The 15457-nt window shown below is 74.4% G+C and carries 11 protein-coding genes; 4 read left to right on the forward strand and 7 right to left on the reverse strand.

Annotated elements, in window-relative coordinates; genetic code table 11:
* Positions 1-24: 24 nt before the first annotated feature.
* Both AB0G32_RS09205 and AB0G32_RS09210 read left to right on the forward strand, forming a co-directional pair.
* Complete coding sequence (locus AB0G32_RS09205) at positions 25-1569, forward strand: FAD-dependent oxidoreductase (RefSeq protein WP_361160415.1); 1545 nt, start codon at positions 25-27, stop codon at positions 1567-1569.
* Positions 1562-3004: a fatty acid--CoA ligase family protein gene (locus tag AB0G32_RS09210; protein ID WP_361160417.1), complete on the forward strand. Its 1443-nt coding sequence runs from the start codon at positions 1562-1564 to the stop codon at positions 3002-3004. Before AB0G32_RS09205 ends, AB0G32_RS09210 begins: the two co-directional genes overlap by 8 nt.
* Before the next feature lie 61 nt (positions 3005-3065).
* Here AB0G32_RS09210 and AB0G32_RS09215 read toward each other — a convergent pair whose 3' ends face one another.
* From AB0G32_RS09215 to AB0G32_RS09230, 4 genes are read right to left on the reverse strand one after another with little or no spacing between them, the layout of a single operon-like run.
* Complete coding sequence (locus AB0G32_RS09215; protein ID WP_361160419.1) at positions 3066-4346, reverse strand: cation:proton antiporter; 1281 nt, start codon at positions 4344-4346, stop codon at positions 3066-3068.
* Complete coding sequence (locus AB0G32_RS09220; RefSeq protein WP_361160421.1) at positions 4343-5716, reverse strand: cytochrome P450; 1374 nt, start codon at positions 5714-5716, stop codon at positions 4343-4345. Before AB0G32_RS09220 ends, AB0G32_RS09215 begins: the two co-directional genes overlap by 4 nt.
* Complete coding sequence (locus AB0G32_RS09225; protein WP_361160423.1) at positions 5713-6771, reverse strand: alpha-hydroxy acid oxidase; 1059 nt, start codon at positions 6769-6771, stop codon at positions 5713-5715. The genes AB0G32_RS09220 and AB0G32_RS09225 overlap by 4 nt, the downstream gene beginning before the upstream one ends.
* On the reverse strand, positions 6768-8342 hold the full coding sequence (locus AB0G32_RS09230; RefSeq protein WP_361160426.1) for an NAD(P)-binding domain-containing protein: 1575 nt from the start codon (positions 8340-8342) through the stop codon (positions 6768-6770). Before AB0G32_RS09230 ends, AB0G32_RS09225 begins: the two co-directional genes overlap by 4 nt.
* A 63-nt stretch (positions 8343-8405) precedes the next feature.
* Between AB0G32_RS09230 and AB0G32_RS09235 the strand changes: the two genes are divergently transcribed.
* Positions 8406-9941, forward strand: coding sequence for an aromatic amino acid ammonia-lyase (locus tag AB0G32_RS09235; protein WP_361160429.1), 1536 nt, complete (start codon positions 8406-8408; stop codon positions 9939-9941).
* Positions 9942-10243: 302 nt separating this feature from the next.
* On the opposite strand, the gene AB0G32_RS09240 is transcribed toward AB0G32_RS09235, so the two are convergent.
* The 3 genes from AB0G32_RS09240 to AB0G32_RS09250 all read right to left on the reverse strand — a co-directional run bounded on the left by AB0G32_RS09240 (position 10244) and on the right by AB0G32_RS09250 (position 14524).
* Positions 10244-11500: a HAMP domain-containing sensor histidine kinase gene (locus tag AB0G32_RS09240; RefSeq protein WP_361160431.1), complete on the reverse strand. Its 1257-nt coding sequence runs from the start codon at positions 11498-11500 to the stop codon at positions 10244-10246.
* Positions 11497-12183: a response regulator transcription factor gene (locus AB0G32_RS09245; RefSeq protein WP_361160433.1), complete on the reverse strand. Its 687-nt coding sequence runs from the start codon at positions 12181-12183 to the stop codon at positions 11497-11499. Before AB0G32_RS09245 ends, AB0G32_RS09240 begins: the two co-directional genes overlap by 4 nt.
* Positions 12184-12427: 244 nt before the next feature.
* Complete coding sequence (locus AB0G32_RS09250; RefSeq protein ID WP_361160436.1) at positions 12428-14524, reverse strand: alpha-galactosidase; 2097 nt, start codon at positions 14522-14524, stop codon at positions 12428-12430.
* A 131-nt stretch (positions 14525-14655) separates the two neighbouring features.
* On the opposite strand from AB0G32_RS09250, the gene AB0G32_RS09255 reads away from it, so the two are divergent.
* Entirely contained in the window at positions 14656-15432 is a 777-nt protein-coding gene (locus tag AB0G32_RS09255; protein WP_361160438.1) for a restriction endonuclease, read from the forward strand.
* The last annotated feature ends 25 nt before the right edge of the window (positions 15433-15457 follow it).

The raw sequence follows: 15457 nt of genomic DNA on the forward strand, positions 1-15457 counted from the left end.
TGTGGCGCCGCTAGCGTCCCGTGCATGGTGCGCGATTACCTGATCATCGGGGCCGGGCCGGCCGGACTTCAGCTCGCCGCTTCCCTGGAACGCGACGGACGCGACTACGTCGTCCTGGAGCGGGGAAACGGCCCGGGAACGTTCTTCACCCGCTTCCCCCGGCATCGGCAGCTGATATCCGTCAACAAGGTCAACACCGGCTACAGCGACCCGGAGCTGCGCCTCCGGATGGACTGGAACTCGCTGCTCAGCGACGACCCGGAGCTGCTGTTCACCCGGTACAGCGACGACTACTTCCCCCGCGCCGACGACTTCGTGCGCTATCTCGCCGACTACGCCGAGCGGACCGGCGTGCGGGTCGAATACGGCACCGAGGCCGTCCGCGTCCGCCGTGCCGACGGCGTCTTCACCGTCCTGGACGCCGCCGGACGGACCTGGCGGGCCCGCCGGATCGTCGTGGCGACCGGCGTCTCCCGCCTCAACGTACCGCCCATCACCGGCATCGAACTCGCCGAACGCTACGACGACTTCGAGACCGACCCGGCCTCCTTCACCAACCAGCGGGTGCTGGTCGTCGGCAAGGGAAACTCCGCCTTCGAGACCGCCGAGTCACTGATGGCGAAGGCGGCCGTCATCCACGTGGCCGGCCCGCACTCGCTGAAGATGGCATGGCAGACCCACTTCGTCGGCCATCTGCGCGCGGTGAACAACAACTTCCTCGACAGCTACCAGCTCAAGTCGCAGAACGCCGTCCTGGACGGCACTGTGGAGAGCGTCGAGAAGGCCCCGCAGGGCGGCTACCGGGTGCTGTTCCGCTACGCCCGCACCGTCGAGAAGCTGCGCGAACTGCGCTACGACCGGATCATCCTGGCGGCCGGCTTCCGCTTCGACGCGAGCGTCTTCGACGACACCTGCCGCCCCGCCCTCGTCATCGACGACCGGTTCCCCGAACAGACCTCCGCCTACGAGTCGGTGAACGTCCCCGGCCTCTACTTCGCCGGCACACTCACCCAGCAGCGCGACTTCAAGAAGTGCACCAACGGCTTCATCCACGGCTTCCGCTACGGCGTCCGGGCCCTCGGCCGCGTCCTCGACGCCCGCTACCACGACACCCCCTGGCCCGCCCGGACGCTGCCCGCGACCCCGGAGGCCGTCGCCGACGCCCTCGTCGCCCGCGTCAACCGCTCCTCCGGACTGTGGCAGCAGTTCGGGTTCCTCGGCGACGTGGTCACCGTGGACGGCGACGAGGCCCGGTACCAGGAAGAGGTCCCGCTCGCCCACGTCAGTGACGGCGGTCTCGGCGCCGCCGCGCACCGGTTCACCGTCGACCTGGAGTACGGGCCCGGCCACGACGACGTCGACCCGTTCGACGTCAGCGTCCCGCGCGTCGTCGAGAACGACGTCGAGCACGCCGCCGACTCCGTCTACCTGCACCCCGTCGTCCGCCACTACCGCGACGGCGTCCTGGACGGCACCCACCACCTCGCGGAGAACCTGGAGAACGACTGGGACATCCCGGCCGTCCACCAGCAGCCGCTGACCTCGTTCGTGAAGGCGTGCCTTGACTGAGCAGTTTCCCGGCTGCGTACTGGACCTCCTCGACGCGGCGGGCGACCGCGTGGTCTTCGAGCACCTGGACCGGGCCGTCACCGGAGCCCAACTCCTCGCGTCGGTACGGCGCGTGACCAGCGGCCTGCGACAGCGCGGCGTCGGTCCCGGTGACGGGGTCGCGCTGCTGCTGGGCGTCAGCCCCGAGGCGTTCGCCGCGGTCGTCGCCGCCCATGCCGTCGGCGCCCGCGTGGTCGGCGTACGGCCGGGCCTGACCGACCGTCAGCGCGACCACCTCCTCACCGACGTCACCCACCGGATCACCGACGCGCCGGACACCCCGTCGTCCGGGACCGTCCTCGCCCTCGACGACCTGCTGTCGGCGCCGGACGACGGCGTCCGGCCCCGGGTCACCGCCCGACCCGGGGACGTCGCCCGGCTGCTGCACACCAGCGGCAGCACCGGCCTGCCCAAGGCCTGCGCCCAGAGCTACGCGGCGATGACCGCGGCCTGGACGCTGAAGCCCGACGCCTGGCCGCCCGCGGTCCGGGAACTCGCCGGGCGCCTCGACCGGTTCCTGGTCTTCGGCACCCTGGCGAGCCAGGTCATGATGGAGTACGGCCTGCTCTCCCTGGCGGCCGGCGGCACCCTGGTCACCGCCGACCCGCCCGCCTTCCCCGACGCCTTCGTCCGGCACCGGGCCACCGCGAGCGTCATCACCGTCGCCCGGCTGGCCAAGCTGGTGGCCGGCCAGCGGGAGGCACCCGTGGACCTCGGCTCGCTGCGCGCGCTGATGGTCTCCGGGTCGCCGCTGGAACCGGGGCGGCTGCGGGAGGCCGCCGAGGTGCTCGGGCCGGTCGTCTTCCACGGCTACGGCCAGACCGAGACCGGCATGATCTCCATGGCCACCCCCGCCGACGAGCCCGGTTCGCTGGGCGTCCCGCCCGTCGACCTGGAGGTCCGGGACGCCGACGGCCGCCCCGCCCCGCCCGGCACCGAGAGCGAGCTCTTCGTCCGCACCCCGGCGCAGAGCAGCGGCTACTGGCGCGAACCCGAGCTGACCGCCGAGGTGTTCACCCCGGACGGCTGGGTCCGCACCCGCGACCTGGGCCGGCTCGACGACGAGGGACGGCTGTGGCTCACCGGCCGGGCCCGCGACGTGATCATCGTCAACGCCAACGTGTACTACGCCGGCCCGGTGGAGCGGCTGCTGGCCACCCACCCGGCGGTCGCCGAGGCGTATGTCACCGCCGTCCCCGACGACAGCACCGGGGAGACCGTGCATGCCTTCGTGGTCCCCGCCGACGGGCCCGGACCCGGCCTCGGCGAACTGCGGGAGCTGGTGGCGGCACGGCTGGGCGAGGCGTGCGCGCCGACCCGGCTCACCCTCATCGACGAGGTGCCGCTCACCCCGGCGGGCAAGCCCGACAAGCGGCGGCTCGCCGGCCGGGGATGACAAGGCGGCGGCGGACGGAAGGGCCCGGCCCCCCAGGGGGCCGGGCCTTCGCCGCGTGCGTTCAGTGACTCTCGGCCACGACGGCCGCCGGCCGCGGACGGCCGTCGCCGTCTCGTTCCCCGCGGCCCCGCTCCCGCCGGTCGATCAGCGCCAGCAGCGGCGTCGCCATCACAGTGGTGACGATGGCCACCACCACCAGCGCGCTGAACATCGCCTGCGTCACGATGCCCGCCGCGAGGCCGAGGTTGAGCGCGATCAGCTGCATCAGACCCCGCGCGTTCATCAGCGCCCCGACCCGCAGCGCCACCCGGTTCGGCTCCCCGGAGGCCCGGGCGGCCAGCCAGCAGGCACCGAACTTCCCGGCGATCGCGACCAGCACGCAGCCGGCCGTGAACAGCAGCACCGGGCCCGAGCCCAGCAGGGTGAAGTCCGTGTTCAGTCCCGAGTAGGTGAAGAACAGCGGCAGGAACACCCGGCCCACCGGTTCGATCGTCTCCACCGAGCGGTCCAGCTCGGGCGAGCGCGGGAAGACCAGGCCGAGGCTGAACGCCCCGAACACCGCGTACAGCCCGATCTCGTCCGCGTACCAGGCGACCAGGAACAACACGCCGACCAGCACCAGGAGCAGGTTCTCCGGCGCCGCCCGCTCGGCGAGCAGCACGGTGCGGCCGCGCAGCCGGACCAGCACCGCCAGGATCACGATGAGCCCGAATCCGCCGGCCACGGCCAGCGACACCAGCCCGGCGCTGCCGCCGGCGATGCTGAACACGCCCGCCAGCAGGATCCAGGCGACCGCGTCGTCGACCGCGCCCGCGCCGAGCGACAGCGATCCGTGCCGGGTGCCGGCCAGTTTCTGCTCGGCGATGATCCGGGCCAGCATCGGGAACGCCGTCACCGCCAGCGCGACCCCGACGAACAGGGCCGACACCGTCAGCGACACGTCCGGGGCCATCGCGCCGGTCCGCTCACCGGCCAGCACGATCAGCAGCACGCCGAGCAGCACCGGCACCACCACCCCGGCCGCCGAGACCAGCGCGGCGGGCCGGGCCACCCCGCGCAGCCGGTCCACCCGGAAGTCCCAGCCGACGTGGAACATGAAGGCGACCAGGCCGATCTGCCCCACCACGTAGAGGACCGGCCGCAGGTCCTGCGGGAAGAGACCCGACTCCACGCCGGGCAGCAGGGCGCCGAGCACGGAGGGGCCCAGCACCACCCCGGCCAGCATCTCGCCGACCACCGGGGGCTGGCCGACCAGTTGCAGCAGCCGGCTCACCGCCCGGCAGACGATCAGGATGACCACGACGGCGAGGAAGAACGCGGGGGCCAGATCCGTGGCGCTCATCTGCTGTTTCCTTCCGGGTGGGCGACCGGGCAGCGCCCGGCCGGATGCTCCTCGAAATAGCGGCCGGCCAGTCGCAGCCGCCGGGCGTGCAGCACCATGACCGTGCCCAGCACCAGCTGCCGCACGGCCCGGGTGACGTCCTCCGCCCGGTCCCGCGCCCGTACGAACCCGCGCAGCACCGCCAGCCGGGGCCCGGCGTCCAGGCCGCGCGGGATCAGCAGACAGGGCGCGCGGTGCGGGTTGGACCGGGTGTGCGAGGCCGTGGAGTCGAGCCGGTAGCGGCGCAGTACCTCCCGCACCGCGGCCCGCAGCACCAGCGGCGACAGCCGCCACGCGGGACAGGGCCGGTTGGCCGCCACCCCGAACGGGATGTGGTGGGCGTCCTTGCCGGACAGCGACGTCCAGCGGTCCGGGTCGAACTCCGTCGGACGGTCGTAGCCGGTGGCGTGGTAGTCGGGATAGCTGAAGCACACCACCGAACCGGCCGGCAGCACGGTCCGCGCGTCGAGCGGGATCTCGCCGGTGGTGATGCGGTGCGCGATGCCGAACAGCGGGTACAGCCGCATGGTCTCGTCGAGTACGTGGGTGAGGTACCGGTCGTCGCCGGGGTCCGCCCACAGCCGGTGCTGCACCCCGGGGTGGCGGGCCAGGGCCAGCAGCACGTGCGCGGTCGCCTCGGAGAGCTGCACCACGGCCGTGTTGAAGAAGGTGCCCTGGAGGTAGTGCGCCTGTTCCGGCAGCGACAGGGCGGCGGGCAGCCGGTGCGGCACGTCACCGGCCGCGATCCGCTCGCGCAGATACGCCGTCAGCCGTGCCCGGCGGCGCGGATGCCGCAGCCCGGTGCACTTCAGGGCGCTGATCACGTCGTCGGCGTGCGCGGTGATCAGGTCCCGGGCCCGCGGCGGACACGGCTCCTTGAACACCAGTTCGTAAGCGAACTCGGCCCAGGCGGGCATCACCAGGTCCCGCAGCCGTACCAGGCTGATCCGGTCGTCGGGCAGCGTGTCCAGCACGCCGCCGACGGCCCGGCCGGCCGCCGCCGCGAGGGCCCCCGAGCCGCCGGCCAGGATGCGCCGCGTCGTCGCGGCCACCTCCTCGTAGCGCTCGCCGGCCTCCAGGTGCTCCTGGTGCACCTCAGGACCGGGCGCCAGCCAGTACCAGAACAGGTCGGACAGTCCGGCCCCGGCACTGCGGCCGCCGGCCGCCGGGTGGGCGTAGACCCGCTCGAACACCTCCGGTCCGTACCGCGCGTCGGGCAGGGTCAGCGCCCGGTCGCCGTTGGCCTTCTCGAAGATCCGCACCCGCAGCGCCACCACGCTCCGCGGCAGCCACCAGGACCGGTCCGGGGCCCGCTTCGGCCCGCTGTTCACCACGTCCCGCCCCTCCGGACGACCATGTCCTTCGTCAGATCGGTGTTCCGGCGCCCGCCGCACAGCGCGAGGGTGTGGTCGTACTCGTCGCGCAGCCCCGCCAGCACCCGCCGCACCCCGGCCTCGCCCTCGGCGGCCAGCCCCCACACCACCGGGCGGCCCACGCCGACCGCCGTCGCGCCCAGCGCGAGCGCCACGGCGATGTCGCTGCCCCGGCGGACGCCGCCGTCCAGCAGCACCGGCACCCGGCCCGCCACGGCCGCGACGACCGAGGGCAGACAGTCCAGGGCCGCCGGGACGGCGTCCGACTGCCGGCCCCCGTGGTTGGAGACGACCACCCCGGCCGCGCCGTGCGCCACGGCCAGCCGGGCGTCGGCCGGGTGCAGCACACCCTTGAGCAGCACGGGCAGCGCGGTGTGCCGGACGAGGTCGTCGAGGTCCTGCCAGGACACCGCCGGGGACATCGGGATGTCGGTGAGCGCGCCGGGCGGGGCGCCGGGCAGGCCGCGCATGTTCTCCGCCGCGTAGCCCGGCGGCAGGTCGGTGAAGCCGTGCCGCAGGTCCCGGGTGTGCCGGCCGAAGACGGGGGAGTCGACCGTCACCACCAGCGCCGTGCAGCCGGCCGCCTCGGCCCGCCCGGCCAGGGCCCGGACGACCTCGCGGCGCGGGTGCGGGTACAGCTGGAACCACACCGGCCCGGCCCCGGCCGCCGCGGTGACCTCGGCGACCGCCGTGGTCGAGGCCGTCCCGGTCACCAGGACCGCGCCCTCGGCCGCGGCGGCCCGGGCGGTGGCCCGCTCGCCGTCCGGATGCAGCAGCCGGTGGAACGCGGTCGGCGCCACGAGCACCGGCGACGACCGCGGGGCCCCCGGCAGATCCACGGCGGTGTCCCGCTCCGCGCCGCCGCGCAGCACCCGGGGCAGCAGGGCGTACCGGTCGAAGGCCGACTCGTTGTCGGCGAGGACACGTTCCTCGCCCGCCCCGCCCGCCACGTAGTCGTAGTGGGCGGGATCCAGCGACTGCCGCGCCTTGTCGTGCAGGCCGCCAAGGATCACGGCGCCACCGGGGCGGCCGGATCGCACCGGTCCCGCAGAAACGCCCGCAGCGGGGCGCGGTGGAACTTCTCGCTGTCCCACTCGTTCTCCAGGTTCTCCGTGAGGTGGTACGCGTCGACGAACGCGCCGTCCCGGTACCAGCGCACGACGGGATGCAGATACCGGCCGTCCAGACCCGCCACGTCCTGCTGGGACTTGCGGCCCGCCGTGACGTCGAAGGGGTCGACCCGGTCGTGGTGCTCCCCGTACTCCAGGGTGATCACCGCGTACGCCGCCGCTTCCCCCAGATCCCCGGCGGCCACCGCGTCCGGCACATGGCCGACCGGGACCTCCTCGGCGTACCGCCAGGTGCCGTCCGGGGCGAGCAGCAGGACGTCACCGAGGACGCCGAACTGCTGCCACAGCGCGGAGGACCGGTTGACCCGGGTGATGATCTCCTCGACGGCCCGCTCCGGGTCGGTGCCCAGCCCGGTCGCCGGCCAGGGCTCGCCGTCGTAGCGCCGGCGCAGCGCCCGGTGCAGGGCGCGGACCGTGTAGCGGAAGCCGTGGATGAAGCCGGTGGTGGCCTTCTTGAAGTCCCGGCCCTGCATCAGCGTCCCGGCGAAGTACAGACCGGGCACGTTGACCGACTCGCCGACGGCCGACAGCGCCGGGAACCGGCCGTTCACCGTCAGGTCCGGGACGCAGCTCTCGTCGAAGACCGAGGTGTCGAGCCGGAAGCCGGTGGCGACGATCACCCGGTCGTAGCGGATCTCCTTGACCACGTCGTCGGCCCGCTCGAAGGCGACCGGCACATGGAAACCGTCCGCCGCCCGCCGGATCGACAGCACCCGGCCGTCGAGCAGCGCGTTCTGCGACTTGAGCTGGTAGCTGTCGAGGAAGTTGTTGTTCACCGCCCGCAGATGCCCGACGTAGTGCGTGCGCCAGGCCAGCGGCAGCGAACCCGAACCGACCACGTGGATGACGGCCGCGTGCTCCATCAGGCTGTCGGCGGTCTCGAAGGCCGAGTTGCCCCGTCCGATGATCAGCACCCGCTGGTCGGTGAAGGACTCCGGGTCGGGGTCGAACGAGTCGTACCGCTCGGCCAGTTCGACACCGGGGAGGTCCGGCACGTTTGGCCGGGACACTCCGGTGGCGACCACCACCCGCCGCGCCCGCCAGGTCCCGCCGCCCCCGTCCGCCACGGTGAAGCCGTCCGGGTCCCGGGAGATCCGCGCCACCTCGGTGCCGTACCGCACACGCACCCCGGTGCGGGCGGCGAAGTCCGTCAGATAGCGGACCATCTCGTCGGCCGGCGGGAAGTAGCGTGCGCTGTACCGGGTGAACAGCAGCTCGGGATCGTCGCTCAGGAGCGAGTTCCAGTCCATCCGCAGCCGCAGCTCCGGATCGTCGTAACCGGTGTGCACCTTGTTGGTCGAGATGAGGGTGCGGTGCCGGGGAAACCGCTCGAAGAACGTGCCGGGACCGCTGCCGCGTTCCAGGACGACGTAGTCCGCACCGTCACGTTCCAGGGCGGCGGCGAGTTGCAGTCCCGCGGGCCCCGCTCCGATGATCAGGTAGTCGTGCGCCATGGCCCGGAAGCTATCCAGCTCATTTCAGAGGGCTCTGAGATTGCCCGCCTAGGTTTTCGGTCCGTGCTGACCACCGCGGAATCCGTCCCGCTCACCGGCCCCCTGGACGCCGCCGCCCTGCGCCGCGCGGCGGCTCCGCTCACCGTCGTCGTGGACGGCCCGGCCCGGGTCCGCGTCGAGCGCGGCCGGCGCCGCTTCCGTGCCCTGCGGCAGGGCGGCCCGGTCTACGGCGCCACCACCGGCTTCGGCGCCCTCGTCGGCTTCCCGGGCCGCGCCGACGAGGCCGACCAGTGCGACAACACGCTGGCCCACCTCGGCGCGGGGCAGGGCCCGGACCTGCCGTACGACATCACCCGCGCCGCGCTGCTGGTGCGCACCTGGTCGCTGGCCCAGGGGTACTCCGGGGTGTCCGCCGAGGTCGTCGACCGGCTCGCCGCGATGTTCGCCACCACCTTCGCGCCCGCCGTCCCGCGCTACGGCTCCGTCGGCGCCAGCGGCGACCTGATCCCGCTCGCCTACGCCACCCAGGCGCTGCGCGGCCGGGGCCACGCCCATCTGGACGGCCGCAGGCTGCCCGCCGCCGACGCGCTGACCGCCGCCGGACTGACCCCGCTCGCCCTGGACGGCCGCGACGCGCTGGCCCTGGTCAACGGCACCTCCGTCACCACCGCCGCCCTCGCCCTGGCCCGCGACACAGTCCGCGCCGCGCACCGCGCGCTCACCGACCTGACCTGCCTGCTCGCCGACCTCCTCGGCTGCGACCCCGGCTTCCTCGACGCCGGCCTGCTGCGCGCCTACGGCCACCCCGGCGCGGCGGCCGTCGGCACCCGGATGCGGCACCTGCTGACCGGCGTGGTGCCCGCCGGCACCCGGCCGCTCCAGGAGCCGTACAGCCTGCGCTGCGCCCCGCAACTGCTCGGCGCGGCCGAGGACGCCCTCGCCTACGTCGACGGCGTGGTCGCCGCCGACCTCGGCGGGATCAGCGACAACCCGCTGTTCTTCCCCGACGGCGACGGCGACGGTGACGGTGACGCCGACGGTGACGGAGCGGACGGCGCGGCGCGGGTGGTGCACGGCGGCAACTTCTTCGGCCAGCCCGCCGCGTTCGCCGCCGACCTGCTCGCCTCCGTCACCGCCCAGCTCGGCAACCTCGCCGAACGCCAACTGGACCTGCTGGTGGACCCGGCCCGCAACGGCGGCCTGCCGCCCATGCTCGCCACCGTGCCCGGCGCCCAGCACGGCCTCCAGGGCGTGCAGTTGGCGACCACCGCGTTCGTCGCGGAGATCCGGCGCAACGCCGCCCCGGCCGCCATGCAGAGCCTGCCGACCAACCTGCACAACCAGGATGTCGTCCCGTTCGGCACCCAGGCCGCCCTGCGCTCCTACGACATGGCCGAACTGCTCGGTCTGCTGTGCGGCTCGCTCGGGCTCGGCCTGCGCCAGGCCGTCCACGTCGGCGCCCGCCGGCCCACCGCGCCCCGGTGCGGCGAACTCCTGGACGCCCTCGCGAAGACGGTCCCGCCGGTCGATCCGGACCGCCCGCTGGACACGGACGTGCGGGCCGCGGCGCGGGTGCTGCTAACCCGTGAGCTGCCGTGAGCCGATGTGAGCCGCCGTGCGCGGCTGGCGGCCGGCCGCCGCTCAGCGTGCCCGGCCGGGACCGCGGACGCCGGGTCCGGGCGGGTGGCCGGTGGGTGGCCGGTGGGTGGCCGGTGGCGCCTTCCGGCCGCCGTGGATCGTTCCGGCCGTCGCTCCAGTCGCTCCAGTCGCTCCAGTCGCTCCAGTCGCTCCGGCTGTCCCGGCTGTCCCGGCTGTCCCGGCTGTCCCGGCTGTCCCGGCTGTCCCGGTCGTCCGGGACCGTCCGGCGGGCAGGGACGCGCGGGCCACCACTTGCCCGCCGCTCACCCGTGTCCCGCCGCGACCGCGGACGCCGGGACCCGGGCCGGCGGGGGAGCGCACTCCGGCAGACGGATGGTGAACCGGGCGCCGCGTCCGGGCCGGCCCGCCGCGGCGACCGTGCCGCCGTGCCCGGTGACCACCTCCCGCAGCAGCGCCAGCCCCAGCCCGTACCGGCCGCCGTCCCCGGCCCGGTGGAACCGCTCGAACAGCCGCTCCGCCTCGGCGGCTTCGAAGCCCGGCCCGGTGTCGGAGACCGTCAGCTCCACGGTCGAGCCCGAGCGGGTGAGCGTCACCTCGATCCGCCCGCCCGCCGGGGTGTGGCGGATGGCGTTGGACAGCAGCTCGCCGACCGCGCGGCGCAGCGCCGACTCGATGCCGCCGACGAACAGGGTGCGGCGCGCCCCGCCCACGGTCACGGTCAGGCCGCTGTCCCGGATCCGTTCCGCCTCCTCGTCGACCACCGACCGGGCCAGCGCCGTCAGATCGACCGGCACCCGCTCGGCCGGCCGGGCCGGGCCCGCCGTGAGACTCGCGGACAGCAGCAGGTCGTCCAGGACCTCGCCGAGCCGGCCCACCGAACCGACCAGCCGGGTCAGCCCGTCGCGGTGCGTCGCCGGCAGCTGAGCCGCCTTCGCCTGCCGGGCCAGCACCTGCGCCCGGGTGTACACCAGCGTGACCGGGGTGCGCAGCTCATGGCTGGCGTCCGTGACGAACCGGCGCTGCCGCGCCAGCGCCTCGGCCAGCGGCGCCACCGACAGCCGGCCGAGGACCAGCCCCGTCAGGGCCGCGGCGATCAGCCCCACCGCCTCCGCGACCCCCAGCGCGTACCACAGGTGCCGGCGGTCGGCGAGCTGGAAGCGCATGTCGAACACCGCCTGCACCACCGGCCCGTCCGCCCTGATCTGGGTGCGCACCAGGTACACCGTGTCGGCCCGGCGCACCGTGCGCTCCACCGTGTCGCCGGTCGCGACCACCCGGTCCAGATCGGCCCGCACCGGGAACCCGGCCGGCGCGTTGGCCAGCGGCGTCGCGCCGTGCGCGTACAGCCAGGTGCACACCGGCGGGCTCGACAGGTCGCCGCGCGAGGCGCCGTACCGCAGCTCCCGCCACACCTGGTCGCTCTGCGCCCGGGTCATCACCGTGTCCGCGACCACGCCGACGACCGTCACCAGCAGCGTGATGATCAGGCCGGTGATCACGGCGATCCGCAGCCGGGCCCGGCCCACCGCCGCCGACTCCGCGTGCTCCGAGGGCCTCACAGCGCCCCCAGCCGGTAGCCCAGGCCGCGGACCGTGCGCACCACCTGGCGGCCGAGCTTGCGGCGCAGGTAGTAGACGTAGGTGTCGACGATGGACGACGCGGGCGCCTCCTGGAACACCATCCGGCGCAGTTCCGACCGCGAGTACACGGTGTCCGGGCGGGAGGCCAGCGCCCACAGCAGCGCGAACTCCCGGGCCGCCAGGGCGACCCGCTCCCCGTCCGGCAGTTCGACCTCGCGCGGGCCGACGTGCAGCCGGCCGGAGCCGATCCGCAGCACGTCGGTGACGTCGAGCGCCCGCCGGCACAGGGCTCTGAGCCGGGCCCCGAGCTCGTCCAGGTCGAACGGCTTGACCAGGTAGTCGTCGGCGCCGGCGTCCAGTCCGTCCACCCGGTCGTGCACGGTGCCCAGCGCGGTCAGCATCAGCACCGGCGTGCGCACCGCCCGCGAGCGCAGCCGGCCCAGCAGGTCCAGGCCGTCCAGGACCGGCAGCCGCCGGTCGACCACCAGCACGTCGTACTGCCGGGTGAGCCCCAGGTGCAGGCCCCGCTGACCGTCGGTCGCGGCGTCGACCTGGTACCCGTCGTCGCGCAGTATCCCGGAGAGCATGCCGACCAGTTCCCGGTCGTCCTCGACCAGCAGCAGCCGCCAAGGATCCCGTGTCCGTACCTGCCCCTGTGTCACCGTCCGGCTCCTCTCGCCCCCCGCCTGACCCGTCAACACCCGTGTTCGACACGGCAGTTCCGTGCACACGACACGGCGGCCGAACGGAGTTTCGATCGGCAAGATCAAGCTAGCGCGTACCCGGCGGGACAGGGAGCGGCCGGCGACTCCTGTCCGTATTCCGCGCCCCGGCCGGTGGCGCGCCCGGCCGCGCCGCCGGTCACGGCGTACCGGCGGACCCGGCGGTGGCCGAAAACCGCCGCGGTCAGGCCGCGCGCCGCAAGCGGAACACCGCGGCGTCGAGGTCGCCGCGCAGGCCCGTGCGCAGGCCGTGATGGCGCAGCACCGCGGCGCGGTGGACCTGCCCCGTGTCCTGGCAGACGTATACGGCGCCCGGGTCCAGACCGCGCAGCCGCACCGGCGCCGACGGCCGGCCGAAGGACTGGGCCCGCAGCCAGGCGAGCACCACCACCTCGTCGCCCAGGCTGTACTGCACGGCGCTCGTACCGTCCCCGTCCGGCGGCAGCAGCCGGTGCAGCCGCCCGCGCTGGACGACCGGCCGGATCTCCTTGTAGCGGCTGATCCACGCCCGCGCCTCGTCGAGTTCGGCCGCGCTCCAGCGGGTCAGGTCGCCGCCGACGCCGAGCACCCCGGCCATCGCGCTGACGAACCGGAACCGCAGCGGACTGACCCGCCCGTTCATCTGCTCGTTGGGGCTGTCCGTCACCCAGGCCGCCATCACCCGGGCCGGATGCAGCTGGCCGAAACCGTGCTGGATGGCCAGCCGGTCCGCCGGGTCGGTGTTGTCCGAGGTCCACACCTGGTCGGTACGGGAGAGGACGCCCAGGTCGATCCGGCCGCCGCCGCCCGAGCAGGACTCGAAGGCGACCCCGGGGTGGGCCGCCCGCAGTCGGTCCAGGATGCCGTACAGCGCCTCCACGTGATCGATCCACAGCCGTTCCGGGAACGCCTCACCGGGCCAGCCGGCGTCGGTGAAGGAACGGTTGAAGTCCCACTTGACGTAGTCGATCGGCGCCGACTCCAGCAGCCGGTGCGCCTGCTCCTCGACGAAGGCGGCCACGTCGGCGCGGGCCAGGTTGAGGACGAGCTGGTTGCGGAACTCGGTGGGCACCCGGCCGGGCACGTGCTGGGCCCACTCGGGGTGCGCCCGGTACAGGTCGCTGTCCGGGTTGACCATCTCCGGCTCCACCCAGATGCCGAACCGCATGCCCAGCGCGCGCACCTCCTCGGCCAGCGGGGCGAGCCCGCGCGGGAACCGGTCCGGGTTCGGGCGCCAGTCGCCCAGCCCGGCCCGGTCGCTGGTGCGCCGCCCGAACCAGCCGTCGTCGACGACGAACAGCTCCGTGCCGATCGCGGCGGCCCGCCGGGCCAGCGCCAGCTGCTGCGCCTCGGACACCTCGAAGCCGGTCGCCTCCCACGAGTTGTAGAGCACCGGCCGGTCCTGGGCGGCCGACGGGATCACATGCGCCAGCTGCCAGGCGTGCCAGGCGGCACTCGCCCCGCCGAAGCCCTCGGCGGACCGGACGCCCGCGAGCACCGGCGTGGTACGCGACTCACCCGGAGCGAGCCGGAACAGTCCGGTGTCGTCGTGCCCCCAGCCGCCGGTCACCTGCACGGTGCCGTCGGGCAGCCGCCGGGTGGCCAGCCGCCAACTGCCCGACCAGGCGAGGGCGCAGCTGTAGACCTCGCCGTGCTCCTCGCCGGCCGCGCCGTCGGCGTCCAGCGCCACCCAGGGCAGATGTCCGTGCCCGGTGTGCCCGCGCCGGCTGCCGATGGTGTGGGCGCCGTGGCCGACCGGTACCCGGGTCAGCCGGCTCTCCGCGCCCCAGCGGCCGTGCAGCTGGGACAGCCGCCAGGACCCGCGGTCCGGCAGCGTCCAGGTCGCCGAGTCGGCCCGCAGCACCTCCAGGGGCGTGTCCGGCGAGGTGTTGGCGACGGTGGCCCAGCGCTCGACGACGTCGTGTCCGTCCCGCAGGCGGTAGTGCAGGGTGAGGGACAGGGCGGTCACCGGATCGCGGAAGGCGAGGCGCAGTTCGTCGCCCGCCACCCGGGCCGATCCGAAGGCCCACCCGGTGCCGCGGGCGTCCGGACCGCGTACGATCAGGGCCGGTTCGGCGAACCGCCGGCCGCCCTCGACCGGATACTCCTCCCGGCCGTCGAGCGGGGATTCGAACGACCACTGGGGCAGCGGCACTCCGGCGAGCGCGGCGACGTCCGCGAGGGTGATCCGCGGCCCCCAGTGCAGGTGCAGCAGGTGGTCCTCGTCGTCCAGGCGCAGCGCGTAGGAACTGGTCGGGCCGGACAGCAGCCAGCTGCGGCCGTCCGCACCGGTCTCGATCATCGGGCGTCCCTTCGGTGGGCGGCGGGGCTCTCCGGTCTCGGCTTCCGCCTGACGCGCGTCATCTTAGGCGCGTCGATCTTGGGCACGAGGAGTGAAGTGATCTTCGTCGTCGCCCTGTGGAGGGGAGCGCAATGACCGTACCCACCAGCCCCGTTCGCCGCGCGGAGCGCGAGCGGCGCTTCGACCTGCGCGCGACCGCCCTGTTCTTCCTGCTCCTCGCGGTCGCCCTGTGTCTCCTCGGGTTCGCGGTCCGCACCGCGGCAGGGACCGTCGGGCAGCGCCCGGCGTGGGCCGCGGCACTCGTGCTGATCGGCGTCGCGGTGGTGTGGCTGGGCCGCTCCGAACGGCGCCGCCGCGCCACCGCGCGGTACGCCCGGCGCGCCGCCCTGGCCCTGGAGGAGGCGGCGGCGTCCGTCCCAGAGGCGGAAGTCACCGCTCCGCTCCCCGACTTCACCGACTCCGCCGACTTCACCGATTCCGCCGACCTCACGGAGGAGGAGGCCGTCACGGCCGCCCAGGCCGACTACGTCGAACTGGAACCCGACGGTTTCGAACACGCCGTGGCCGGTCTGTGCGCCCGGGACGGCTGTCCCGAGGTGGAAGTCGTCGGTGGTGCGGGCGACTTGGGCGCGGACGTGCTGGCGCGCACCGCCGACGGGCGGCTGATGGTCGTCCAGTGCAAGCGGTACGGCGACGGCCACAAGGTCGGCTCGCAGGACATGCAGCGCTTCGGCGGCACCTGTTTCACCGTCCACCAGGCCGACCTCGCGGTCGTCGTCACGACCAGCGACTTCACCACGCCCGCCCGCTCCTACGCGGCCCAGTGCGGCATAGTCTGCGTGACCGGCGCGGAACTGGACGCCTGGCGGGACGGCACCGGACCCGCCCCCTGGTCCGACGCCGAGTGAACGCCGGGCCCGGCGCCCCCCGTTG

It is taken from the genome of Streptomyces sp. NPDC023723, assembly GCF_040639815.1.
Lineage (GTDB): Bacteria > Actinomycetota > Actinomycetes > Streptomycetales > Streptomycetaceae > Streptomyces.

Coding starts and splice junctions, on each gene's coding strand:
- AB0G32_RS09250 (WP_361160436.1), bottom strand. CDS start 14,524: ATGATCGAGACCGGTGCGGACGGCCGCAGCTGGCTGCTGTCCGGCCCG.
- AB0G32_RS09205 (WP_361160415.1), top strand. CDS start 25: ATGGTGCGCGATTACCTGATCATCGGGGCCGGGCCGGCCGGACTTCAG.
- AB0G32_RS09230 (WP_361160426.1), bottom strand. CDS start 8,342: ATGGCGCACGACTACCTGATCATCGGAGCGGGGCCCGCGGGACTGCAA.
- AB0G32_RS09255 (WP_361160438.1), top strand. CDS start 14,656: ATGACCGTACCCACCAGCCCCGTTCGCCGCGCGGAGCGCGAGCGGCGC.
- AB0G32_RS09215 (WP_361160419.1), bottom strand. CDS start 4,346: ATGAGCGCCACGGATCTGGCCCCCGCGTTCTTCCTCGCCGTCGTGGTC.